This is a genomic window from Streptomyces boetiae, from assembly GCF_031845405.1.
Classification (GTDB): Bacteria; Actinomycetota; Actinomycetes; order Streptomycetales; family Streptomycetaceae; genus Streptomyces; species Streptomyces boetiae.
In genome coordinates this window covers 56,029-78,128 of record NZ_JAVREN010000003.1, presented here as the reverse complement: position 1 = coordinate 78,128, position 22,100 = coordinate 56,029, and the positions used below count along the sequence as shown (strand labels likewise).

The 22,100-nt window shown below is 74.1% G+C and carries 22 protein-coding genes and 2 pseudogenes; 17 read left to right on the top strand and 7 right to left on the bottom strand.

Annotated features, from left to right (window positions below; genetic code table 11):
- The first annotated feature begins 25 nt into the window (after nucleotides 1–25).
- The 8 genes and pseudogenes from RM780_RS02680 (at nucleotide 26) to RM780_RS02645 (ending at nucleotide 5,108) form a co-directional block, all read left to right on the top strand.
- Nucleotides 26–946 carry a radical SAM protein gene (locus RM780_RS02680; RefSeq protein ID WP_311628783.1) on the top strand — a complete coding sequence of 307 codons (921 nt, stop codon included), beginning with the start codon at nucleotides 26–28 and terminating at the stop codon, nucleotides 944–946.
- 8 nt (nucleotides 947–954) lie between these two features.
- On the top strand, nucleotides 955–1,704 hold the full coding sequence (locus tag RM780_RS02675; RefSeq protein ID WP_311628782.1) for an AAA family ATPase: 750 nt from the start codon (nucleotides 955–957) through the stop codon (nucleotides 1,702–1,704).
- A complete protein-coding gene (locus RM780_RS02670) occupies nucleotides 1,701–2,564 on the top strand; it encodes an aminoglycoside phosphotransferase (RefSeq protein ID WP_311628781.1) in 864 nt (287 codons plus the stop codon). Before RM780_RS02675 ends, RM780_RS02670 begins: the two co-directional genes overlap by 4 nt.
- Before the next feature lie 120 nt (nucleotides 2,565–2,684).
- Nucleotides 2,685–2,990 (top strand): MazG nucleotide pyrophosphohydrolase domain-containing protein, encoded by a 306-nt coding sequence (locus RM780_RS02665; protein ID WP_311628780.1) that lies wholly within the window; start codon nucleotides 2,685–2,687, stop codon nucleotides 2,988–2,990.
- Between the two features lie 236 nt (nucleotides 2,991–3,226).
- Nucleotides 3,227–3,715 carry a GNAT family N-acetyltransferase gene (locus RM780_RS02660; protein ID WP_311628779.1) on the top strand — a complete coding sequence of 163 codons (489 nt, stop codon included), beginning with the start codon at nucleotides 3,227–3,229 and terminating at the stop codon, nucleotides 3,713–3,715.
- Between the two features lie 79 nt (nucleotides 3,716–3,794).
- Entirely contained in the window at nucleotides 3,795–4,328 is a 534-nt protein-coding gene (locus tag RM780_RS02655; RefSeq protein WP_311628778.1) for a DEAD/DEAH box helicase family protein, read from the top strand.
- A gap of 227 nt (nucleotides 4,329–4,555) precedes the next feature.
- Nucleotides 4,556–4,735, top strand: a pseudogene (locus RM780_RS02650) (wHTH domain-containing protein); the annotation flags it as partial.
- The gene (locus tag RM780_RS02645; protein WP_311628776.1) at nucleotides 4,728–5,108 is read left to right on the top strand and encodes an RNA-binding S4 domain-containing protein; all 381 of its coding nucleotides are present in this window, start codon (nucleotides 4,728–4,730) and stop codon (nucleotides 5,106–5,108) included. The pseudogene RM780_RS02650 and the gene RM780_RS02645, both read left to right, overlap by 8 nt.
- Nucleotide 5,109: 1 nt before the next feature.
- Here the strand turns inward: RM780_RS02645 and RM780_RS02640 are convergent, their stop codons facing one another.
- Nucleotides 5,110–6,270: a hypothetical protein gene (locus RM780_RS02640; protein WP_311628775.1), complete on the bottom strand. Its 1,161-nt coding sequence runs from the start codon at nucleotides 6,268–6,270 to the stop codon at nucleotides 5,110–5,112.
- 330 nt (nucleotides 6,271–6,600) lie between these two features.
- Between RM780_RS02640 and RM780_RS02635 the strand changes: the two genes are divergently transcribed.
- From RM780_RS02635 to RM780_RS02615, 5 genes are all read left to right on the top strand, one after another.
- Nucleotides 6,601–7,380 (top strand): ABC transporter ATP-binding protein, encoded by a 780-nt coding sequence (locus RM780_RS02635; RefSeq protein ID WP_311628774.1) that lies wholly within the window; start codon nucleotides 6,601–6,603, stop codon nucleotides 7,378–7,380.
- The gene (locus RM780_RS02630) at nucleotides 7,377–8,279 is read left to right on the top strand and encodes an ABC transporter permease (RefSeq protein WP_311628773.1); all 903 of its coding nucleotides are present in this window, start codon (nucleotides 7,377–7,379) and stop codon (nucleotides 8,277–8,279) included. The genes RM780_RS02635 and RM780_RS02630 overlap by 4 nt, the downstream gene beginning before the upstream one ends.
- Before the next feature lie 118 nt (nucleotides 8,280–8,397).
- Complete coding sequence (locus RM780_RS02625) at nucleotides 8,398–9,507, top strand: isopenicillin N synthase family dioxygenase (protein WP_311628772.1); 1,110 nt, start codon at nucleotides 8,398–8,400, stop codon at nucleotides 9,505–9,507.
- Nucleotides 9,504–10,499 carry an isopenicillin N synthase family dioxygenase gene (locus RM780_RS02620; RefSeq protein ID WP_311628771.1) on the top strand — a complete coding sequence of 332 codons (996 nt, stop codon included), beginning with the start codon at nucleotides 9,504–9,506 and terminating at the stop codon, nucleotides 10,497–10,499. Before RM780_RS02625 ends, RM780_RS02620 begins: the two co-directional genes overlap by 4 nt.
- Before the next feature lie 31 nt (nucleotides 10,500–10,530).
- Entirely contained in the window at nucleotides 10,531–11,205 is a 675-nt protein-coding gene (locus RM780_RS02615) for a GntR family transcriptional regulator (RefSeq protein WP_311628769.1), read from the top strand.
- A gap of 51 nt (nucleotides 11,206–11,256) precedes the next feature.
- Here RM780_RS02615 and RM780_RS02610 read toward each other — a convergent pair whose 3' ends face one another.
- From RM780_RS02610 to RM780_RS02595, 4 genes are all read right to left on the bottom strand, one after another.
- A complete protein-coding gene (locus RM780_RS02610) occupies nucleotides 11,257–12,567 on the bottom strand; it encodes an amidohydrolase family protein (RefSeq protein WP_311628768.1) in 1,311 nt (436 codons plus the stop codon).
- Between the two features lie 248 nt (nucleotides 12,568–12,815).
- Nucleotides 12,816–13,130: a GNAT family N-acetyltransferase gene (locus RM780_RS02605; RefSeq protein WP_311628767.1), complete on the bottom strand. Its 315-nt coding sequence runs from the start codon at nucleotides 13,128–13,130 to the stop codon at nucleotides 12,816–12,818.
- Between the two features lie 62 nt (nucleotides 13,131–13,192).
- Entirely contained in the window at nucleotides 13,193–13,840 is a 648-nt protein-coding gene (locus RM780_RS02600) for a DUF305 domain-containing protein (RefSeq protein ID WP_311628766.1), read from the bottom strand.
- The gene (locus tag RM780_RS02595; RefSeq protein ID WP_311628765.1) at nucleotides 13,837–14,487 is read right to left on the bottom strand and encodes a DUF3105 domain-containing protein; all 651 of its coding nucleotides are present in this window, start codon (nucleotides 14,485–14,487) and stop codon (nucleotides 13,837–13,839) included. Before RM780_RS02595 ends, RM780_RS02600 begins: the two co-directional genes overlap by 4 nt.
- A gap of 212 nt (nucleotides 14,488–14,699) precedes the next feature.
- Here RM780_RS02595 and RM780_RS02590 point away from each other — a divergent pair.
- The 4 genes and pseudogenes from RM780_RS02590 to RM780_RS02575 all read left to right on the top strand — a co-directional run.
- Nucleotides 14,700–15,467 (top strand): annotated as a pseudogene (locus tag RM780_RS02590) (sporulation protein); the annotation flags it as partial.
- Between the two features lie 343 nt (nucleotides 15,468–15,810).
- A complete protein-coding gene (locus RM780_RS02585) occupies nucleotides 15,811–16,710 on the top strand; it encodes a sulfotransferase family protein (RefSeq protein ID WP_311628764.1) in 900 nt (299 codons plus the stop codon).
- On the top strand, nucleotides 16,707–17,171 hold the full coding sequence (locus tag RM780_RS02580; protein WP_311628763.1) for a hypothetical protein: 465 nt from the start codon (nucleotides 16,707–16,709) through the stop codon (nucleotides 17,169–17,171). The genes RM780_RS02585 and RM780_RS02580 overlap by 4 nt, the downstream gene beginning before the upstream one ends.
- Complete coding sequence (locus RM780_RS02575) at nucleotides 17,168–18,400, top strand: glycosyltransferase family 4 protein (protein ID WP_311628762.1); 1,233 nt, start codon at nucleotides 17,168–17,170, stop codon at nucleotides 18,398–18,400. Before RM780_RS02580 ends, RM780_RS02575 begins: the two co-directional genes overlap by 4 nt.
- Before the next feature lie 7 nt (nucleotides 18,401–18,407).
- Here RM780_RS02575 and RM780_RS02570 read toward each other — a convergent pair whose 3' ends face one another.
- On the bottom strand, nucleotides 18,408–19,295 hold the full coding sequence (locus tag RM780_RS02570; RefSeq protein ID WP_311628761.1) for an ABC transporter permease: 888 nt from the start codon (nucleotides 19,293–19,295) through the stop codon (nucleotides 18,408–18,410).
- Nucleotides 19,292–22,045: an alpha/beta fold hydrolase gene (locus RM780_RS02565; RefSeq protein WP_311628760.1), complete on the bottom strand. Its 2,754-nt coding sequence runs from the start codon at nucleotides 22,043–22,045 to the stop codon at nucleotides 19,292–19,294. The genes RM780_RS02570 and RM780_RS02565 overlap by 4 nt, the downstream gene beginning before the upstream one ends.
- Between the last annotated feature and the right edge of the window lie 55 nt (nucleotides 22,046–22,100).

Below are 22,100 nucleotides of genomic sequence, written 5' to 3'. Positions count from 1 at the left end.
CACCGAACCAAAGCGGGAGGATTTCATGTCGCAGATCGACTTCGCTTGGTTAGAAATTACCGGTAAGTGTCAACTCGCCTGCGAGCATTGCTATGCCGCCTCCGGGCCGGACGGTACCCACGGCAGGATGGACTCGGAGGACTGGCGGAGTGTGATCACTCAGCTCGCCGATCGAGGTGTCACCACAGTGCAGTTCATCGGAGGAGAGCCGACCCTCCACCCCGGCCTCCCCGCGCTCATCACCCACGCACTGAGCCATGGACTGCGGGTGGAAGTCTTCTCCAATCTCGTCCACGTCGCCGAAGCCATGTGGGAAGTTCTTGAGCGCCCCGGTGTATCACTGGCTACCAGCTATTACTCCGACGACTCCGCCGAGCATGCTGCGATCACTCGTCGCCCCTCATACACGAGGACCAGGGCCAACATCGCCGAGGCCGTGCGGCGTGGCATCCCCATCCGCGCCGGCGTGGTCGAGGTGCTCGACGGCCAGCGCGCGGACGCCGCACGGCGGCAACTGATCGACCTTGGCGTGCGGAGCATCGGCACCGACCGACTGCGTCAGGTCGGGCGCGGCGTCAGGAACCAGCGGCCCGACACCTCGCAGCTGTGCGGACGCTGCGCCTCCGGTGTGATCGCCATATCGCCGGACGGTGCGGTGTGGCCGTGTGTGTTCTCCCGCTGGCTCCCGGTCGGCAATGTTCTGGAGACAGCCCTCGCAGATGTCCTGGACAGTCCCGCAGCAGAAGAGATCCGCAGCGGGCTGCGACTAGAGTTTGAGAGGCGGGCGATCGCCGCTGAGGCAGCAAAAAAGGACCCGTGCGGTCCGAAGAATCCCTGCGATCCTCAGTGCGGCCCGGCATGCGGTCCGGCCTGCCAGCCCTCGTGCTGGCCAACGGGGACGGGCCCGTGCCGCCCGAAGGGGGGCTGCCAGCCCAACTACGACTAGGGAGTTCCGTGTTCGTCGACCGGGTCTACGTACCGGAGGAATTGGCACCCGGCCCTGCGCAGCGTGACCGCTGGCCGTTCACCCTCCCCTGCGTCACGGAGCTGCTGGAGAAGGGACTGGCGTTCCGCCGCCCTGTCACCTTTCTCGTCGGCGACAACGGGGCGGGAAAGTCCACGCTGGTCGAGGCCATCGCCGAGAGCTTCAAGCTGGATGCCTACGGCGGGCGGCTCGCGCGAGTCCATGGACGCCCTGATCCCACGAAGACACCCCTGGGAGAGGTGCTGAGAGCCGACACCACTGCGGCGGGCGCACGGATGCTGGCCGGCCCCCGAAAGTACAAGAAGGGATTTTTCCTTCGAGCCGAGACGGCGTTCGACATGACGGAGAACCTCGGCGGTGTCCAGGGCTACTGGGACGAGGACACCAGCGCCATGAGCCATGGCGAAGGCTTCCTGACCATGTTCCAAGCGATGTTCGATGCCCCAGGGTTCTACGTCATGGACGAGCCGGAAGCCGCCTTGTCCTTCACGGCGTGTCTTCAACTGGTCGGTCTGATGCACCACCTCGGCCGGACTGGTGCACAGGTCATCTGCGCCACCCACTCGCCCATCCTGGCCTCCACACCGGGAGCCGACATCGTCGAGATCGGCGACCACGGCTTCCGGCGCGCGACGTGGGAAGAACTCGAACTGGTTGATCACTGGCGGCGCTACCTCGCCGACCCGCACGCCTACCTGCGCCATATCGTTGCGCCGTGAACGCAGCCGATTCCTCCCCGGAGGTCGAGGAAGCCGACCGCCGCTTTCGTCTGTGGATGCGGGGGAACCTGGAACGCGCGGCTCACCACTTCGACGTCACCACGGCGGCGGCCCCGGCCTTCGGCTGGCTCCTGCGCTCGATCGGCGCGCCCGCCGATGGCGCGGACGGCCCGGTCTGGCTGCGCGTGGTCTCCGAAGAACTCCGATGGGCCCGTGGCCACGCCTGGACAGGTAACGCCGAGGCCAATGCCCTGAGCGGCCTGCCCAAGCCCCGCCTCCTCGACAGCTACGAGTGGGACGAGGGCGACTGGCGACGCCAACGCGCCGAAGTCCTCACCCTCCTCCCCGGCACGCCGTGCTCCGCCACCCCCGAAGCACACCCCGGCATCGACCCGCCCGCCCCCTGGTGGGCGGCTCTCCGGTACGCCCTCTCCCGCCTCGCCGGCATGTCCACCGACCGGGTGAGCATCGACCAGGAGAAGGTCGACCAGCGCATCCGCGACGCCTTCGGCCCCGTCCCCCAGATCCGCATCGAACGCTGGGAAACCGTGCACGCGGACCTCCACTGGGCGAACCTGCTCAACGACCCCCTCGGCATCCTCGACTGGGAGCAGTGGGGCCGGGGCCCCGCCGGGATCGACGCCGCCACGCTGCACTGCTACAGCCTCGCCGTACCGGCCCTTTCACGAACAATCCGCGGCCACTTCCCCGTTCTCGAAACGCCCGACGGCCGGCGGGCGCAACTCTACGCAGCAGCCCGCCTCCTCAACCGCACGCGCTTCGGCGACCACCCCCACCTCATCGAACCCCTCCAACGCCACGGGCGGAGGCTTCTCTCCCTGCTGAGCAGCCGTCCATAGATCAACCCAACCAAGGGCTCGGCCCGACGGCGCCTGCCCGCCGGACTCGACGGCCACGGGCATGTGCCGCGCGCACCGGCCCCGCCTGCCTCGCTTGATTCACTGCCTCTTGGAGCAGCCTTGGATATCGCCCAAGCCCAGAAAATCGCCTGGGAAAACAAGGTCAGCAAAGGCTTCAACACCACCGACGTCGCCCTGGAGTTCGGCCTGCTCACCGCCGAAGTCGGCGAAGCCTTCACCGCCTGGCGCAAGGGGCTGCCCGACCGCGGAGAAGAACTGGCCGACGTCCTTCTCTACCTGGTCGCGATCGCTGAGATGCAAGGCATTGACCTCGACGCGGAAGTCGCGGACAAGATCGAGAAGAACACTCGCCGCTCCTATCTACCCGACAAGAACGGGACCATGATCCGCGTATCCGACGGCTGAGCACCGCGGCCTTGATCCGCCATGAAGAGCGGCCGGGGACCGCTGCACTCTCGAACCCCTGCTTGCATGGCCCGGCATGCCCGGACGAAAGAAGACGGCCGCGACCCCGCCGTTCCCGACCGGTACGGATGGCGGTTCCTCCGGACCGGCACAGGAGCACGCGGTGTGATCGAGGAGTCGGCGGACTTGTGGTTGGCTCGGCGAGAGCCAGGGCTGGTCTTCCGGAAGGGGCGAGGGTGGTTGACGTCGTGCTGAGGCTGTCGGTGCGCGACCTGAGAGGTGCGGATCTGGCGTCGTGTGGCTGGGCGGGGTCCGGGGCCCATCTGGCCGATGTGGCGAAGCAGTTGGAGCGTGCCCGGCTGGGCGAGGTGGATTACCTCGCGGTGTGTCCTCCTGCTGACGTGCCGGTGGCGGTGGGCGGCGTCGACTACCGGGCGGCAGAGGGTGCCGGGACGCTGTGGCAAGTGGCCGTTCATCCCGCCTTGCAGTCCTGCGGAATCGGCACGCTGCTCATCGGCGCGGCTGAGCAGCGGATCAGGGGCCGCGGCCTGCGTCGTGCGGAACTCGGCGTGGAAGAGGACAATCCGCGGGCCCGGGCCCTGTACGAGCGGCTGGGCTACCGTGCCTTTCAGCGTCGGCCCGAGGCGTGGGACGTGCAGGCCGCGGACGGGTCGGTGCGTCGTCACGAGACCATGTGCACCCGGATGCGCAAGGAACTCCGCTAGCGGAGGCGCTACCCGTGCCGCCGGGCTCTCGGTGGATACCGGGTCGCCGGAGGCGGGTGCGGGCTGGGACGCTGGCCGCGTGGATCAGGCAGAAGTGTTGCTCCTCGGGGGCCGGGCCGGGGTCGGGAAGACCACCGTGGGGTGGGAGGTTTCGGCGTTGCTGCGGGGGGCGGGAGTCGCGCACGCGGTGATCGACGGGGACTTCATGGGGCAGGTGCATCCGGCTCCGGAGGGGGATCCCCGCCGGGCCGGGATCGCGGAGCGGAACCTGACGGCCGTGTGGGGGAACTACGCCCGGCTCGGGTACCGGCGGCTGGTCTATACGAACACGGTGAGCGTGCTGCCCGAGGCGGCGGGGATGTTCGAGCGCGCCATGGGGGTGGGGGTGCGGATGGTGCGGGTGCTGCTCACCGCCTCGGATGCGACCGCCCGGGAGCGGCTGGCGGGGCGGGAGCTCGGATCGGAGCTGGAGAAGGAGCTGGCGGGCAGTGCCCGCAAGGCGCGGCTGCTGGACGAGCGGGCCCCGGCCGGGACCCTGCGGGTGGGAACGGACGGCCGGGGCGTCGTGGACATCGCGCGCGAGGTGGTGCGCGCCACGGGCTGGGCCGGGTAGGGCGCGGGGCGAGCGAGAAGCCGTCAACTCCCGCTGGGCGTCTACAATGTGGCAGCTTCCGCACACACGGTCACGCAACCTGGACGGCAGCCACCCCTGGCGGAGCCGCCGCCGCAGGCGCACTTCTCGGGCACCGGCGCATGGCTCGACCCCAGCCGGCCGTGGAGCTGGACCACGTCCTCGCCGCCGCCGAAGAGAGCTGATCAGCCGCGACCTCGACCGGCAGCACCCCCTGGCTGCCGCCGCGCGCGGCGGTGTCCGCGCGCCACATCCTGGCCGCGGCCGCCTCGCTGCGGCGCGCCCCCGCCGAGGTCGCCGCCCGCCTTGTCGCGCTGGGCTACCGGCTGCCCGAGGAGCTGGTCTTCGATCCCGCGCCGCCCCCTGCCCTAGAGTCGGGGCATGGCTGAGGAGCTGGGGCCCGTCCGGGTCGACGTGTGGATCTGGTCGGTGCGGCTGGTGAAGACGCGCTCCGCCGCGGGCGCGGCCTGCCGCGCCGGGCACGTGCGGGTCAACGGGGAGCGGGTCAAGCCCGCGCACCAGGTGCGGCCGGGCGACCAGGTGCGGCTGCGCGGGGCCGAGGGCCACGAGCGAGTCGTGGTGGTGACCAAACTGATCCGCAAGCGGGTCGGCGCGCCGGTGGCCGTCGCCTGCTACACGGACCACAGCCCGCCCCCGCCGCCCCGGGAGGCCGTCGCCCCGGCCGGGATCAGGGACCGGGGCGCCGGACGCCCCACGAAGCGCGACCGCCGGGAGATGGAGCGCCTGCGCGGCGCCCGCTGACTCAGGGCAGCCCGATGGCCGGGTCCACGAACCGGTTGGTGAACAGGTCCTCGGCCGTGAGGTCCGCGGGCACCTCGGAGCCGCCGTCTCGGATGATGGGCGCCAGCTCGGTGACGAAGGCCCCCGCCCGCTCCAGGTCGTAGGAGCCGATCGACCCGTCCTCCTCGTTGGCCACCAGGCCCTCGCCGCGCAGCAGTTCGGCGCTGTAGGCGGCCTCGCCGATGGTGTAGGGCGTGTAGGCGGGGTCCTGGGAGACGATGTCGACGATCCGCTCGTTGGTGGCCTCCGGCTCGGTGATGTAGTCGGCGCCGGCCTGCTGGACGAGGGGCACCAGCCGTTCCAGGCACGGGGAGAGCTCCTCCAGCCGGTCCTGCCGGACGGTCAGGTTGGAGGCGTAGATGTCGTAGCCGACGTCCCGCAGGAGCTGGTACCCCACGGGCCTGCCCCACGCCGGGGTCTCCTCCTCGTAGGTGTAGGGCTCGGAGTTGGCGAAGCCCTGCTGGACGATGCCGGAGTCGCCCACGAAGCGGGCGGGGGCGCCGTCGTAGCTCGGGTCGAGCTGGTCCTGGGTGACGTAGCCCTCGGCGACCAGCCAGGCGGGGAAGAACTGGTCCTGCGAGACGACGACGGAGGCGTCGGTCTCCGCGATCCGGTCGATCGACAGGCCGGGGTGGGCCTCGGGGTCCCACATCAGCATCGCGGGGCTGTGCTTGAGCAGCGGGGTCACGCCGACGACGGGCTGGTCCCCCGAGGCGGCAATCTGCTGGTCGGAGTGCACGAGCCCGAGGTGGATGGCGTCGTCGGCGTACATCTGCGAGGTGACGGACTGGAACCCGATGGCGGGCCCGCCGGCCCGCAGGGTGAGCCGCACGCCGGTGTCGCGGCCGTCCGCGACGAGCGGGCCGGTCACCGACCGGTCGCCCGCGTCGACGCTGTAGCCGGGGCCCAGCAGTTCGAACATGGCGCCCATGTCGGACTGCGGCTGCCACTGGAGCTGCACGACGACCGTGGCGGGGCAGACCTCGTCCAGCCGCTGCGCGGCGGGGGCCGGTTCGAGGTCGGCGGCGGCGTCCTCCCCGGTGTCGGATCCGCCGCAGGCGGTGAGGGCGAAGAGGGGCGCGAGGGCGAGGGCGCCGAGCCGGCGTCCTGTGGACGGTCTCATGGTGCTCCTGGGGTGGGACTGGGGTGGGACGGCCTGTCGGCTCTGGGTGGTGTGCAGGCCACTGTGGCGTACGGCTGTTACGGCGCCATTACATGCAATCCCCGAATGTCAGCCATCCCCGTCCCGGCCGCTTCGCAAGACCGTTTACCTGGGGAGTGATCGCGAGTAAGCAGGTCAGAGGGGGCGCGGAGCGGCGGCCCGAGACACGGACGCTGCATGTTACATGGAGTTAACTGGCGCGCCATTGCCCAGATCTGCATGCACGTCGAGACTGGCACCCGGCTCGGTCGGTCCGGTCGACCCGCCTCGATCAGCAGATCGGAGATCACCGTGCACCTCGTCGACACCATGCACGACGTTGACGCCCGTCACCTGACCAAGGGCCTGCAGGCGTCGTTCGACCACGTCGGCATGCGCTACCCGACCGGCACGCAGGCCCTGGACGACGTCTCGCTCACGGTGGCCAAGGGCGAGTGCGTCGCCCTCGTGGGCCCCTCCGGCTGCGGGAAGTCGACGCTGCTGCGCCTCGCCGCCGGCCTGGAGGCGCCGACCTCCGGCTCGGTCGCTCTGGGCACCACCTCGGTCGGCTTCGTCTTCCAGGAGCCCAACCTCCTGCCGTGGTCCTCCGTGCGGCGCAACGTCGGCCTCCTCGCCCGCCTGGCCAAGGTGCCCAAGGCGGAACGCGAGGGGCGGGTCGCCGCGGCCCTGGACGCCGTCGGGCTGACGGCCTTCGCGGACCAGCTTCCGCGCGCCCTCTCCGGCGGCATGCGGATGCGCGTCTCGCTGGCCCGGTCCCTCGTCCTGCGGCCGGAGATGATGCTGCTGGACGAGCCGTTCGGCGCCCTGGACGAACTCACCCGCCAGGAGATGCAGGGGGAGCTGCTGCGGCTGTACGAGAGCCGCCGGTTCACCGTCCTGTTCGTCACGCACTCCGTCGCCGAGGCGGTGCTGCTGGCGCGGCGGGTGGTCGTGATGTCGCCGCGGCCCGGCCGGATCGCCGCGACCATCGACATCGACCTGCCCTATCCGCGCCGCCCCGAGGTGCGCTTCAGCCCCCGGTACGTCGAGCACGTGGCGGCCGTTTCCGACGTCCTTCAGGGGGTCCGGTGACCAGCACCGAAGCCATCACGACGGCCGCGGCCCGGGCCGCGGACGCCGCCCCGCCCGCCGCCCCCGCAGCGGAACCCACGTCCGCCGCCGGACGCCGCGCGCGGCGGCTGCTGACCCGCGCGGCGCGCGCCACGGCCGTTCCCGCGCTGTCCTTCGCGCTCGGCGTCGCCCTCTGGTACGGCGTGACCTACCTGCTGCTCTCGCCCGACCGCCGGTTCCTGCTGCCACCGCCCCACGAGGTGGTCACGCACTCCTTCCTCGACGCCACGCGCATGGAGCCGATGCTCACCGCCCTCGGCGTCACCGCGCGCATCGCGGCCCTGGGCTTCCTGTGCGCGGCGCTCATCGGGGTGGGCCTGGGCGCGCTGATGAGCCAGGCCCGCTGGATCGAGCGGCTGCTCTACCCCTACGCGGTCATGCTCCAGGTCATCCCGGTGCTGGCGATCGTGCCGCTGATCGGCCTGTGGTTCGGCTACGGCACGGGCTCGCGGGTCATCGTCTGCGTGATGATCGCCCTGTTCCCGATCATCACCAACACCCACTTCGGGCTGCGCTCGGTCGACCGGGGGATGCACGAGCTGTTCACGCTGGGGCGGTCCTCGCGCGGGCGGCGGCTGGTGCTGCTGGAGCTGCCGGCCGCGCTGCCCTCGATCCTCACCGGGCTGCGCATCGCCTCCGGGCAGGTCGTGATCGGGGCCATCCTCGGCGACATGTTCTTCGCCCGGGGCGAGCCGGGCATCGGCACGCTGCTCGACGGCTACCGGGCGACGCTGCGCTCCGAGGACCTGATCGCCTCCATCCTGCTGGCCTCCGCCTTCGGCATCGCCGTCTTCACCCTCTTCACCGTCCTCTCGCGGCTGGTCGTCGGCCGCTGGCACAGCTCGGGCGACCCGCGCTGAGGCCCCCGCTACCGCGACGGCGAACGCCGCCGAGAGAACCGCCGCCGGGACAGGCGCCGGGACGGCGACCGGGAAACGACCACCGCCGGGACGACCGGACACCTCACCGAGGAGACCCATGACCGAGTTCCACGTACCGACGATCGACATCGGCCCCTATCTCGTCTCCGGCGCCACCGCGCGCACGAGCCCGGACTGCGCCGAGGTGGCGCGCCGGATCGACCAGGCCTGCCGCGAGGTCGGCTTCATGCAGGTGACCGGGCACCGGGTGGCGGACTCCGCCATCGAGGGGCTGGCCGCCGCGCTGGACGAGTTCTTCTCCCTGCCCCTGGAACGCAAGGCCGCCTACCGCCGCGACGCCGGCGACAACCGCGGCTACGCGCCGCCGAAGTCCGAGTCGCTGAGCATGAGCCTGGGCGTGCCGCCGGCGGGCATGATGAACGACTTCTACGAGGCGTTCACCGTGGGCGCCGAGGCCGGCTGGTACCCGGGGCTCGACCTGCCGCGCTCCAGCTACGCGCCCAACACCTGGCCGGACGCGGCGCCCGGGTTCCGGGCCGCCGTCGAGGAGTACTTCAGCGAGGTCACGTACATCTCGCGGGTGCTGCTGACCGCGATGGCCGACGCGCTGGGCCTGGATCCCGGGTACTTCGACGCGATGACCGACCACTCGATCGACGCGCTGAAGATGAACCACTACGCCCTCCCCGAGGGGGAAATCGAGCTGGCCGGCGAGCTGATGGGCATGGGCGCGCACACCGACTTCGGCATCCTCACGGTGCTGTGGGCCGACCAGGTCCCCGGGCTTCAGGTCCTCGGCTCCGACCGGCGCTGGCACGACGTCCAGCCGGCCGACGGGGCGCTGCTGATCAACCTGGGCGACGCGATGGCCCGCTGGACCAACGACCGCTGGATGTCGACGCTGCACCGGGTCAACCCGCCCATCGTCGACGGCCGCATCCTGCGCCGCCGCTCGGCCGCCTTCTTCTTCGACGGCAACCACGACGCGGTGATCGAGGCGCTGCCCGGCTGCTACGAGCCGGGCCAGGAGCTGTACCCGCCGATCACGGTGGCCGAGAACATCTCGGCCAAGGTCGCCGGGCTGAAGACCGGCAGAGCCCCCGCCGGCGCCGACCGCGAGGCGGCGCGCGTCCTCGCCGCCACCGCCCCCTCCTCCGCCCCCGCCGCCCCTTCCGCGGCGCCGGCCCGACCGAGAGTGGAACGATGACCGCCGAGTACAGCCTGCAAGAGCTCAAGAAGGAAGCCCGGATGGGCGGCCCCGGGATCGAGACCACCGACCGCCACGTCCCCGTGATCGACCTGTCGGACTTCGAGGCCCGCAAGCCCGAGATCACCGAGGAGCTGTGGGCCGCCGCCACCGGCATCGGCTTCTTCCAGCTCGTCAACCACGGCATCGAACGGGCCACGGTGGACCGGGCGTTCGCGATCGCCGAGGAGTTCTTCGCCCTGCCCACGGCGGTGAAGGAGCGGCTGCCGCTGGACAAGTCCCTGAACGCCGGATGGGAGTTCCTCACCCAGGTGCGCCCCTCGGTCGGCACCCCCGACCAGAAGGAGTCCTACCAGGTCACCCGGCCGCATATGGAGGGCCGGTGGCCGGCGGAGGAGGAGCTGGCCGGCTTCCGGGAGTTCGTCCTCGGCTTCGAGTCCCGCTGCTGGGAGGTGGCGATGCGCGTGCTGTCCTGCTTCGCGGACCGGCTGGGCTTCGACAGCGACTTCTTCGCCCGGGCCCACGACCCCGCCAGCGACCAGTACCAGTCCACGCTGCGGCTGATCCACTACTTCGCGCTCCCCGAGGAGCTGCGCGACCGCCCCGGCACCTGGCGGGCCGGCGCCCACACCGACTTCGACTGCCTGACGCTGCTCTTCCAGCGCGACGGTCAGGGGGGCCTTCAGGTCTGCCCCGGCCGGGACGCCGACGCGCAGGAGTGGACCTCGGTGACCCCGTCCTCGGACGCGATCACCTGCAACATCGGCGACATGCTGATGCGCTGGAGCGACGACCGGCTGCTGTCCAACTTCCACCGGGTGCGGGTGCCGGGCGCGGACGAGTACACCGGGCCGCGGTACAGCATCCCGTTCTTCGCGCAGGCCAACCGGGACGTGGTGATCGAGAGCCCGCTGGGCACGTATCCGCCGATCACGGCGGCGGAGTACCTGCGGGAGCGCGTCAACGCCAACTATGCTCACCGGGCGATGTGACGCGTTGGGCGCAGCGCCCAGGAGGAGGACCATGGGCTCCGGCGACAGCGGCGCGCTCCTGGCCGACGCCGTGTACGGCCAACTGCTCGACCGCATCTTCAGTGGCGCCCTGCCTCAGGGCGCGCCGCTGAGCGTCCCGGCGCTGGCCGCGGAGCTGAACGTCAGCCGCAGCCCGGTCCGCGAGTCCGTGCAGCGGCTGATATACGACGGGCTCGCCGTGCACATCCCGCACGCCGGGGCCAAGGTCGCGCAGCTGGACCAGGAGTCGGTCTTCGACGTGATGCAGGTGCGCGAGGCGCTGGACGGCCTCGCCGCCCGCGAGGCGACGCTGCGGGCGGCGCCCGGGGACATCGCGCGGCTGGACGAGCTGATCGCACGTCAGGAGGAGCTGCTCGGCAAGGCTCCGGAGCCGCACGCGGAGGCCGCGCTGGACCTGGAGTTCCACACGGCGGTCCGCGCGCTGACGGCCAACGCGGCGCTGATCGACGCGCTGCGGCGGCTCGACGCGCAGGCGCACCTCTACCGTTCGGCCCTGTGGTCCTCCCAGCACAACCGGGAGTTGGCGGTGCGCGAGCACCGGGCGATCCTCGCGGCGATCGACGCGGGGGACGCGGCCACGGCGCAGCGGGCGGCGAGCGCGCACGTGGCCTCGCTGATGGTGCGCATGCGCCGCTGGCTGGCGGCGGAGGGGACCGCGGCCCGCTGACCCGCCCGCCCACGGTGGGGGCCCCGGCACGTCCGGGGCCCCCACCGGCGTTCAGACCAGCGCGGCGGCGAGCGCGGCCTCGTTCAGCCGCAGGCTCCGCCCGTCGCGCAGCACCGCCTCGCCGTCGATCAGCACCGTGTCGACCGTGCGGGTTCCGGCACAGGTCAGCAGGGTGGCACCCGGGTCTCGGACCGGGAGGGTGGCGAAGTCGCGCTCGAAGCGGTGCAGCACGAGGTCCGCCCGGACGCCCGGCACCACCCCGTGCGGGCACTCCTCAAGGCCGAGGGCCGCGTTGGCCCCGTTGCTGCCGATGTCGATCATCCGGCCGAAGCCGAGCAGGTCGGCCTGGCGGTGGGCGGCCCGCTGGAGGTAGGCGCCGATGCGCAGGGCCTCCAGGATGTCCTGGGTGTCGTTGCTCGCGGCCCCGTCGACGCCGATGCCGACGCGCAGGCCGGCGGCGAGCATCGCGGGCACCGGCGCGATGCCACTGCCCAGGCGCATGTTGCTGAGCGGGTTGTAGGAGACGGCGACGCGGTGGCGGGCCAGCAGCGCCTGGCCGCGCGCGTCGAGGGTGACGCAGTGCACCGCCAGCAGCCGCTCCCACAGGAAGCCGGCCTCCGCCAGGTAGTCGACGGCGCCGGTGCCGGCGTGCTGACGGCACATGACCTCGTCGGTGTCGGTCTCCAGCAGGTGGATCGACACGGGCAGGCCCCGCTCCTCCGCCCAGGACCGCACCCGCCGCATCCCGTCCTGCGTCAGGCAGCGCGGGTTGGGCACCGCCAGGCCCGGCGAGACGCGGCTGCCGCGCATCGCCGCGGCCAGCGCGCCGGCGTGTTCCAGCGTCTCCTCCAGCGGCTGCATCAGCCGCGGGTCGAACCCCCACCTGCGGCTGACGTCCGGCCGGTCCGCGACGCCCCGGCACAGCACCGCCCGGATCCCGGCGTCCCGCAGGGCGCGCAGCACTGCGTCGTGCACCTCGGCGCTGGGGTGCGGCCACATGTGCTCGACCAGGGTGGTGGTGCCGCTGCGCAGCGCCTCGGTGGCGGCGGCTGCGGCGGCGGCGTACGCCTGCTCGGGGGTCAGGGCGACGGTCTCCTCGCCGACCAGGCGCAGCCAGGACAGCAGCGGCTGCCCCTCGCCGATGCCGCGCATCCGGGCCTGGTGCAGGTGGGTGTGGGTGTTGACCAGCCCGGGGATCAGGTGGGCGCCGGAGCCGTCGAGCAACGCGGCGCCGGGCGTGTGGGGCACGGTCCCGGCGGGGACCACCGCCGCCACCCGGCCGCGCGCGAGCAGGACGTCCCGCCCGGGGAGCCACTGGCCCCCGCTCCAGACGGTGGTGTTGGTGACGGCGTCGACGTGCATGGCGTGCCTCCGGTGGGCCAGGGGTGCCCGTGCCGGGAGGCGCGCCGCGCGGGGCGGACGGCCGGGGCCATCGTTTCCTCCCGGGTGGTCGGGCTGGAGCGATGGCTGGTTAGCGCCGCGAAGAGAGGTCGGAGCCCGCCGGCCGTTGCAGCCATGACCGGCGTGGGGCACACGGTAGGCAGGCGATGTATCGGGGATGTCACACGCGGATGCCGGGCACGTGAGCGGCCGGGGCGGCGCGGGCCGCCCTAGAGGGAGGGCCGCTCGCGCAGGTCGTGGTAGTCGGGGTGGCGGTCAAGCCAGCCGGAGACGAACGGGCAGGTGGCGCGCACCCGCAGCCCCCGGGCGCGGGCGTCGTCCAGCGCGGCGCGCGCCAGCGCCCCGCCCACGCCCCGGCCCTCGAAGGCCGGGTCCACCTCCGTGTGGAAGTACTCCACGACCCCGCCCTCCCGGCGGCGGTACTCGGTGAAGCCGGCGGGCTCGGCGGCGGCCGGGTCCAGGCGAGCCTCGAAACGCCTGCCCTCGGGGTTGTCGCGGACGGTGACCTGCTCGGTGTCGCTCATGCGGTCCATCCTCGCGTGGCGCGCCGGGCGCCGCACGCCGGGGGGCGGGGGAACGGCCGGGGTCAGGCGCCGCGTTCGGCCAGCAGGGCGTTCATCAGGGAGATCTCCGCCTCCTGGGAGTCGGCCATGCCCTGGGCCAGCCGCCGGACCTCCTCGGTCCCGGCCAGCCGGGCCGCGGCCCGCGCCATGTCCACGCCACCGCGGTGGTGCGCGGTCATCAGCCGCAGGAAGCGCCGCTCGGCGTCCCGGCCCGTGGCCCCGCGCAGCCCGTCGAGCTGCGCGTCGGTGGCCATGCCGGGCATGGCGGGGGCGCCGCCCTCGGGGGCGTCGGCGCCGTGGCCGTGGTCCTCGCCAGCCATCCAGGCCATGGGCGTGCCGGAGGCGACGGGGAGGTTCCACAGGTCGAGCCAGCCCAGCAGCATCCCGCGCTGGTTGGACTGGGTGGCGATGATGTCGTAGGCCAGCAGCCGGATCTCCTCGTCCTCGGTGCGGTCGCGCACGAGGAACGCCATCTCGACGGCCTGCTGGTGGTGCACGGCCATGTCGCGGGCGAAGCCGGCGTCGGCCGAGCCGTCGGCGGGAACGGCCGGGGCCGCCGCGGCCCCGGGGGCCTCGCCGGAGCCGTCCCCGGAGCCGGCCGCCGCCAGGAGCCCTGCGGCCAGCAGGGCGAGGAGGGCGCTGGCGGCGATCAGCCACCGGCGCGGGGTCACTGCGTCAGCCCGCCGCCGCAGGGCGCGCCCGGCTCGGGGGTCTGCGGACCCTGGACGTAGGCGGTCAGGAACTGCTCGACCCGCGGGTCGGAGGCGCTCTCCACGCTGAGCTGGGCGCCCCAGGCGGTGAGAGTGAGCGGGTTGGGCTGGTCGGGCTTGGGGCTCATCAGCGTGTAGGGCGTGGCGGAGACACGGGCGGCGAGGGCCTGCACGTCGGCCTCGGGCGCGGCCTCGGTGTAGGTGACCCAGACGGCGCCGTGCTCCAGGGAGTGGACGGCGTTCTCGTCGGCGACGGGCGCGTCGTAGACGTCGGCGTCGCAGTTCATCCACGCCTGGTTGTGGGCGCCGCCGGCCGGGGGGTTCATCGGGTAGTCGAGGTCGCCCGGCAGGTGGTCGCGGGCCAGGCCGGACCAGGTCTCGACGCCCTCGATGGCGGGGGGCGCGCCGGAGGGCGCGTCGCCGGGGGCGCCGTCGGCCGGGGACGGGCTCTGCGGGGCGGGGTCGAACGGGCCGCCCCCCTCGTCCCCGCCCCCGCCGCAGCCGGCGAGGAGGGCCGCCGCGGCGAGCGCGGCGAGGAACGGCGTGGCGGCGCGGCGCCGGGCCCGGCGCCGGTCACGCTCCGCGAGGACGCGCTCTGTCGTGGTCATCGCGCTCATCGTACTCACCCTCTGGAGTGACGGAAGGGGCGGTCGCGGACCGCCGGAAGCGGTGAACCGGTTCGCCCCCGCGCCGCGTCCCCGAGGGCGTAGCGTGGGAACGGCCGCGCGGGGCGGGGGCGTTCCCCGGTCGCGCTCCGGGCAGCAGGCGCGGCGACGGACCATGCGCACGATATGAACGACAGGATGAGAGAGGCGCCTCGATGGTGTTCAAACGGTTGCTCGGTTCGCTCGGCGTGGGGGGTCCCTCGGTCGACACGGTGCTCAACCCGGGCCCGGTGGTGCCCGGTTCCGCGCTGGCCGGGCAGGTGCACGTGCGCGGGGGCTCGGTGGACGCCGAGATCACGGGCGTGACGCTGGACTTCGTTGCGCGGGTCGAGGTCGAGGGGGAGGACGTCGAGGCCGAGGGCACGGTCGTCTTCCACCGGCAGGTGGTGGGCGGGGCGTTCAAGCTCACGGAGGGGCAGCAGGTCAGTGTGCCGTTCTCGGTGCAGGTGCCCTGGGAGACCCCGGTGACGGAGGTCTACGGGCAGCCGCTGGGGATCGTGCTGGGCGTGCGGACCGAGCTGGCCATCGCCGGGGCGGTGGACAAGGGCGACCTGGACCCGCTGCAGGTGCGACCGCTGCCGGTGCAGGAGGCGATCCTGGACGCGTTCGGGCGGCTGGGCTTCGGCTTCCGCAGCGCCGACCTGGAGTACGGGCGGATCGGCGGCACGGGGCAGACCCTGCCGTTCTACCAGGAGATCGAGCTGACCCCGCCGCCGCAGTACGCGCAGGCGCTGCGCGAGGTGGAGCTGACATTCCTGGCCTCGCCGGGCGGCGTGGAGATCGTGCTGGAGGGCGATAAGCGCGGCGGCCTGTTCTCGGGCGGCGGGGACGCGCTGACCCGGTTCACCGTCAGCCACGACGCGGGCGGCACCGACTGGCAGGCGGCGGTGGACTCCTGGGTGCGGCAGCTCTCGGCCCGCCGGCGCTAGGACTTCTCCGGCGCGGGGCCGGTCCCCCGCTCCCCACCACGGGGGGCGCGGGGGCCGGCCCCGCGGCGCGTCCGGGGCACGGCGTCGGGGCCGGGGTCACTCCTGCGCGTGAAGCGCGTTATCCGTCCCGTTATTCCTGGTGTATGAACGGGGGGGTGACGCGACGGTTCGTCACCCTTCCCCCCTTCCCTCCCGTCGATGCGGTGCCGCCTACGCCATGAATGACCTCAGGAAAAGCCTGCGCAAGCTGAATCACGCGATCGGTGCCGCGACGGGAATCCGGCTGCGGCGGGTCCGCCGCGGGCCGGCCCCCGCCCCGGCCGCCTCCCCCCGGCCAATGCCGGCCGCTCCCCTGCCCTACCGGGCGCCGCGCGAGCCGGAGGTGGACCGGCTGCTGCGGGAGCCGGTGTTCATCATCGCGCCGGTGCGCTCCGGCTCGACGCTGCTGCGGATGATGCTGAACGCCCACTCCCAGGTGCACGCCCCGCACGAGCTGCACTTCCGGCGCCTCGAGGTGCACTTCGCCTCCGGCCTGGCACGCAAGGCCCTCGCGGCGCTCGACCTGGACCGGGCCGACGCCGAGCACCTGCTGTGGGACCGGCTGCTGCACCGGGAGCTGGCGCGCTCGGGCAAGCGGGTGCTGGTGGAGAAGACGCCGGGGAACGCGTTCTCCCACCGCCGGATCGCGGCCTGCTGGCCGGACGCCCGCTTCCTGTTCCTGCTGCGGCACCCCGCCTCGGTGGCGGCGTCCTGGCACGAGGCCGACCCCGAGCGGCGCGGCCCGGAGGAGGCGGCGCTGGACGCGCTGCGTTTCATGAACGCCGTCGAGCGGGCCCGTGCGGCGCTGCCCGGCCACACGGTGCGCTACGAGGAGCTGACCGGCGACCCGGAGACAGCGCTGCGGGGCGTGTGCGGGTTCCTCGGGGTGGGCTGGGAGCCGGGGATGCTGGAGTACGGGCGGCACGCCACGGGCGAGCCGGCCAAGGGCCTGGGCGACTGGCGGGAGAAGATCCGCACCGGCCGGGTGCAGCCGGGGCGCGCGCTCCCCGAGGCGGCCGAGGTCCCCGAGGCCCTGCACCGCATCTGCGCGGCGTGGGGGTACGCGGCGGGCGGGGCCGGGCCGGTCGCGAGCGGATCAACGCGTGCGGCGGGCGTCGAGCCTCAGGGCCCCGGGCCGGAGGGCGCGGGGGCGGAGGGCGCGGCGGCGGAGGCGGCGGGCGGGGAGCGGCGGGCGTGAGCGGCCACGCGGAGCTGGCGGAGATCTGGCCGCGCGACGGGCGGCTGCGGCTGGTCGGCCACCTGCACGGCCGCCGCGCGGGCTGGTGGCCGGGGCGGCGGGCCGGCGCGCAGGCGTGGGAGCTGCTCGCCGAGCTGCGCGACCCCCCGGGCGGGGAGGCCCGCCGGGTGCGGGCCCCGGCGGAGCTGGAGGGCGGGACGTTCGAGGTATCCGTGCCGGTGACGGAGTTCGCGCCCGCGGACCTCGAGCTGCCCGTGTACTGGGACCTGCACCTGGCGTCGGGCCCGTCCCCGGACGCGGAGCGCCTGCGCCTCGGGAGGCACCTGGACGACATCAGGGGTAAGAAGAACATCATGGTGTATCCCGGGCAGCCGGTGGCGCGGGCAGGCCACGCCTCCGCCGTGGTCAAGCCGTACTACACGCTGCACGACAACCTCTCCGTCGAGGTGAGTCCCGCGTGACCGAGCGCCCCCTGCTGATCCGCTACCTGCTGCTCCACGCCTACGGCATGGGCGGCACCATCCGCACCGTCATCACCCAGGCCAACGCCCTGGCGGAGGCCGGGCACCGCGTCGAGCTGGTCAGCGTGCTGCGGCGGCGCGATCAGCCGCACTTCGACGTCGACCCGCGGGTGCGGATGAGCGCGCTGGCCGACCTGCGCCGCCCCGCCCGCCAGGCCCGCGCCGCGCTCGCGCGGGAGGCCGCCGGGCTCCCGGCCGGTCCGCTGCGGCGGCTCGGGCGGTGGCGGGCGGCCCGGCGCGCGGAGGGGCCGCCGCGGCACATCCCGCGCAGCGAGGCCGGGCACAGGGCCGTCAGCCGCTGGATCGAGGAGGCCGTGACCGGCTGGATGGCCGGGCTCCAGGACGGCGTTCTGGTGACGACCCGCCCGGCGCTGAACCTGCTCTCGGCGCGGTTCGCCACGGGCGGGGTGCTGCGGGTGGGCCAGGAGCACGTCAACCTCGCGGCGCACCGGGCGGACCTGCGCGCGGCCATCGTGCGCTGGTACCCGCGGCTGGACGCGGTGGCGGTCCTGACGGCCCGCGACGCCGAGGAGTACGCCCGGCGCATCCCGGGCCTGCGGGTGGAGCGCGTTCCCAACGCGGTGCACTCCCTGCGGCAGAAGCCGTCCACCTGCGCGAGCCACATCGCGGTGGCGGCCGGGAGGCTGCGCCCGCAGAAGGGCTTCGACCTGCTGATCCCGGCGTTCGGCGAGGCGGTGGCGGAGTTCCCCGACTGGCAGCTGCGGATCTTCGGCGCGGGCGACCGGCACCGGCAGCTCCGCCGCCTGATCGACCGCCACCACCTCTACAACCACGTCTTCCTGATGGGCGGCACGGGCCGGCTGGACGAGGAGATGGCCAAGGCGTCGATGTTCGTGCTCAGTTCGCGGCACGAGGGCCTGCCGATGGTGCTGCTGGAGGCGATGTCCCACGGCCTGCCGGTGGTCAGCTTCGACTGCCCGACCGGTCCGGCCGACGTGCTGACCGACGGCCGCGACGGGGTGCTGGTGCCCCCGGAGAACGTCCCGGCGCTGGCGGCGGCGATGCGGCGCCTGATGGCCGACGAGACCCTGCGCGCCGAGCTGGGCGACCGCGCCCTGGCCACAGTCCGCGCCTACTCCCCCGAGGCGGTCGCCCGGCAGTGGGAGGAGCTGTTCGCCGAACTCCTCGGCCGCGCCGCCCGGGTATGAGCGCGCCTCAGGAAACGATGTCCTTCGCGCGGAAGCGCCGCACGGCCAGGGCCCCCAGCACCAGGGCGTAGGACAGCGAGACGGAGGTGCCCTGGAGCATGCCGGTCCACTCGGGGCGAGGCTGGAAGGCGTCGGCCCAGGCGTAGCTCCAGTGGGCGGGCAGGAAGTCCCGCCAGTCGCCCAGCGCGGTGATGGCGTCCAGGATGCTGCCGACGATGGTCAGGCCGAGGGCACCGCCGACCGCGCCGAGCGGGGCGTCGGTGACGGTGGACAGCCAGAACGCCAGCGCGGCGGTGACGAGGTGGCCCGCCAGGACGTAGGCGGTGACGGCGGCGAGGCGGCCCGCGGCCTCGGTGGCCGGGAGGGTGCCGCCGGTGGGCAGCTCCAGCGGGCCCCAGCCGTAGAGCACGGCGCCCAGGCCCAGGGCGGTCAGCGGCAGCAGGGCCAGCCCCACGGCGCTGAACGCCAGGGCGACGGCGAACTTCGCGGCCAGCAGCCGCCCGCGCGGCACGGGCGCGGCCAGCAGGTAGCGCAGCGAGGACCAGCTCGCCTCGGAGGCGACGGTGTCGCCGAAGAACAGCGCGACGGGCACCGCCAGCAGGAAGCCGGTGGACAGGAAGAGGCAGGCGACGGCGAAGTTGGCGGCGGAGGCGGTGGCCCCGCGGATGAGCGTGGCGTCCTCCGAGCCGTCCGGGGCGCCGCCGACGGCGAAGGCGGCGGCCACCACGCAGGGCAGCCCGGCCAGCAGCAGGGCCATCACCAGGGTGCGGCGGCGGCGCAGTTGCCGGATTGCCTCGGTGCGCAACGGCAGGGTGCGGCGCGGCGCGTAGCCGGGCGCGGCGGGGGCATGCGGGCCCTGGGCCTCGGCCGGCGCCTGGCGGGACGTTCCGGTCACGGGGCGGACCCTCCGATCAGGGTGAGGAAGGCGTCCTCCAGGCGGCGGTGGGGGACGAGGCCGTGCACGGGGACGCCGAGGCGGACCAGGCCCACGACGAGGGCGGCGGGGTCGGCCCCGGGCGCGAGGCGCACCAGCAGTCCGGAGTCGGCGGGTTCGGCCCCCGCGACGCCGGGCAGGGCGGCCACGCGCTCCAGCAGGTCCGGGGTCAGGGGCGCGGGCGTGGTGGCCAGCAGGGTGGTGCCGTGGCCGGCGATCTCGGCCACGGGCCCGGACTCGACCAGGCGTCCGGCGGCCATGACGACGAGGTGGGTGCAGGTCTGCTCGACCTCGGCGAGCAGGTGGCTGGAGACGACGACGGTGCGCCCGCCGGCCGCGTACCGGATCATCACCTCGCGCATGGCGCGGATCTGCGGCGGGTCCAGGCCGTTCGTCGGCTCGTCCAGGATCAGCAGGTCGGGCAGGCCGAGCATGGCCTGGGCGATGGCCAGGCGCTGGCGCATGCCCTGCGAATAGGTGCGCACGGGCCGGTCGACGGCCTCGCCCAGCCCCGCGATCTCCAGCGCCTCCCGCCGGTGGGCGTCGGCGGCGGGGCGGCCGGTCGCCTGCCAGTACAGGTCGAGGTTGGCGCGGCCGGTGAGGTGGGGCAGGAAGCCGGGGCCCTCCACGAAGGCGCCGACGCGGGAGAGGACGGGCGCGCCGGGGCGCACGGCGTGGCCGAAGACGCGGATCTCCCCGGCGTCGGGGGTGATCAGGCCCATCAGCATCCGCAGGGTGGTGGTCTTTCCCGCCCCGTTGGGGCCCAGCAGGCCCAGGATCTGGCCGCGTTCGACGGTGAAGTCCAGGTCGCGGACGGCGTAGCGGTCGGCGGCCCCGGCGTAGCGCTTGGTCAGGCCGGTCAGGCGCAGGGGCGTCTCGGCCAGGGCCGGGTCGGGCGGCGGGAGGCGGCGGGGGCCGGGGCGGCGGCGGCCGGTGGCCAGGAGGAGGGCGGCCAGGGCGGCGGCGATGGGGGGCATCGCCCAGGTCCAGGCGGGCAGGGGGGCCGCGCCGGTGTGGACGCCGGGGGCGGTGGGGACGGTCAGGCCGGGGCCGGTGAGGGCGGCGGTGAGGGTGGCGGGCTCGGCGGGCGAGGCGTAGCCGAGGTCGGTGCTGGAGAGCACCAGCCGCATGCGGTGCCCGGCCTCGAAGGGGTGGTCGACGGCCGGGAGGCGGATCTCGACGGTCCGCCCGCCGGGGACGTTCGTCCCCTCCACGCGCAGCGGGGTGACGAGCCCGGCGGGCAGGATGCGGCGCTCGCCGTCGGGCGCGATGTCGTAGAGCTTCGCGAAGACGACGGCCGAGGGGCTGTCGGAGGCGAGGGTGACCCGGACGCGGGGGCTGCCGGTGACGCGCAGCGGCTCGGCCAGCGGCGCGGAGTCGAACGCCGCGTGCTGGCCCGGGATGTCGAGGCTGAGGCCGAAGCCGAGGGCGGCGGCCTCGCTGAGGGCGCCAAGGCCGGGGACGGCGGAGAGGGCGGGCGGGGCGCCGCCGGGCGGGTTGACGAACGTCTGGGACTGCCCGCCGAGGGGAACGGTCTCCCGCGCGCCGCCGTCCAGGCCGGGATAGGCGTCGCCGGAGGCGCCGCGCAGCAGGGTGGCGCCGTTGGCGGAGTCGAAGCCGCTGATGCGGGTGACGCGGAAGGCGGGCCCGGTGCCGGCGTCCTCCCGGCCGGCGAGGTGGCGGTCGAACCAGGCGGTGACGCGGTCGGCGGCGCGGCCGTCCTCGGGCAGCCCGCCGTCGTGCCCGGCCCACAGCCAGTCCACGGCGACGGGCGCGCCGTTGGCCTCGATGGCGCGGGCCATGGCGTCGGCGTGGCCGAGGGGGAAGAGGGAGTCGTGCTGGCCCTGGAGGATGAGGGTGGGCACGGCGATGCGATCGGCGACGGCGGCGGGGCTGCGCTCGGCGAGCAGGCGGCGGGCCTCCTCGTCGGGCTCTCCGGAGGTGGCGACCCGCTCGTAGAGGGCGCACAGTTCGGGGGTGAAACGCCCGCAGCCGGAGGCGTCCGCGCTGCCGCCGGAGAGGTCGGTGGAGCCGGTGGTGAAGAGGAGGCCGGCCCACAGGCGCTTGAACACGCCGCCGGGGAAGAGGGCTTCGGACAGGTCCCAGTAGGTGATGCGAGGGGCGAGGGCGTCCACGCGGGGGTCGTGCCCGGCGGCGAGCAGGGCGACGGCGCCGCCGTAGGAGGAGCCGGAGATGCCCACGCGCGGGTCGCCCTCGGCGTCGAGCTGGACCTCTGGGCGCCGGGCGAGCCAGTCGATGAGGCGGCTGACGTCCGCAACCTCGCGGTCGGGGTCGTTGAGGCCGATGCGCCCGCCCGAGGCGCCGAAGCCGCGCGCCGACCAGGTCAGGACGGCGTAGCCGGCGCGGGCGAGGCGGTCGGCGTCGTCGGCCAGGTCGGCCTTGCTGCCGCCCATGCCGTGGGCGAGGAGCACGGCGGGGCGCGGCCGTCCGGGGTCGCCGGCGGTGACGAAGGTGGTGTCGATGGACACGGTCTCGCGGCTGCCGGGGCTCTCGGGGAGCCGCAGCACGTGCTCCTCGCGGCGCGTGGGCGCCTCCTCGCCGCGGGCGGCGAGCGGGAGGAGGACCGCGGCCAGGACGAGGAGGGCCGCGGCGGCGGCGAGCGCCCGCCCGGCGCGCCCGCGGGGCGGGCGGATCCGCCTCAGGCGGGCCGGGAGGAAGCGGAGCGGGGAGGGCCGTGCGACGGAGGTCATGGCGTGCCGGGTTCCCTTCGCGGCGCCGTTGATCACCCCACGCTACCCGGGCGGG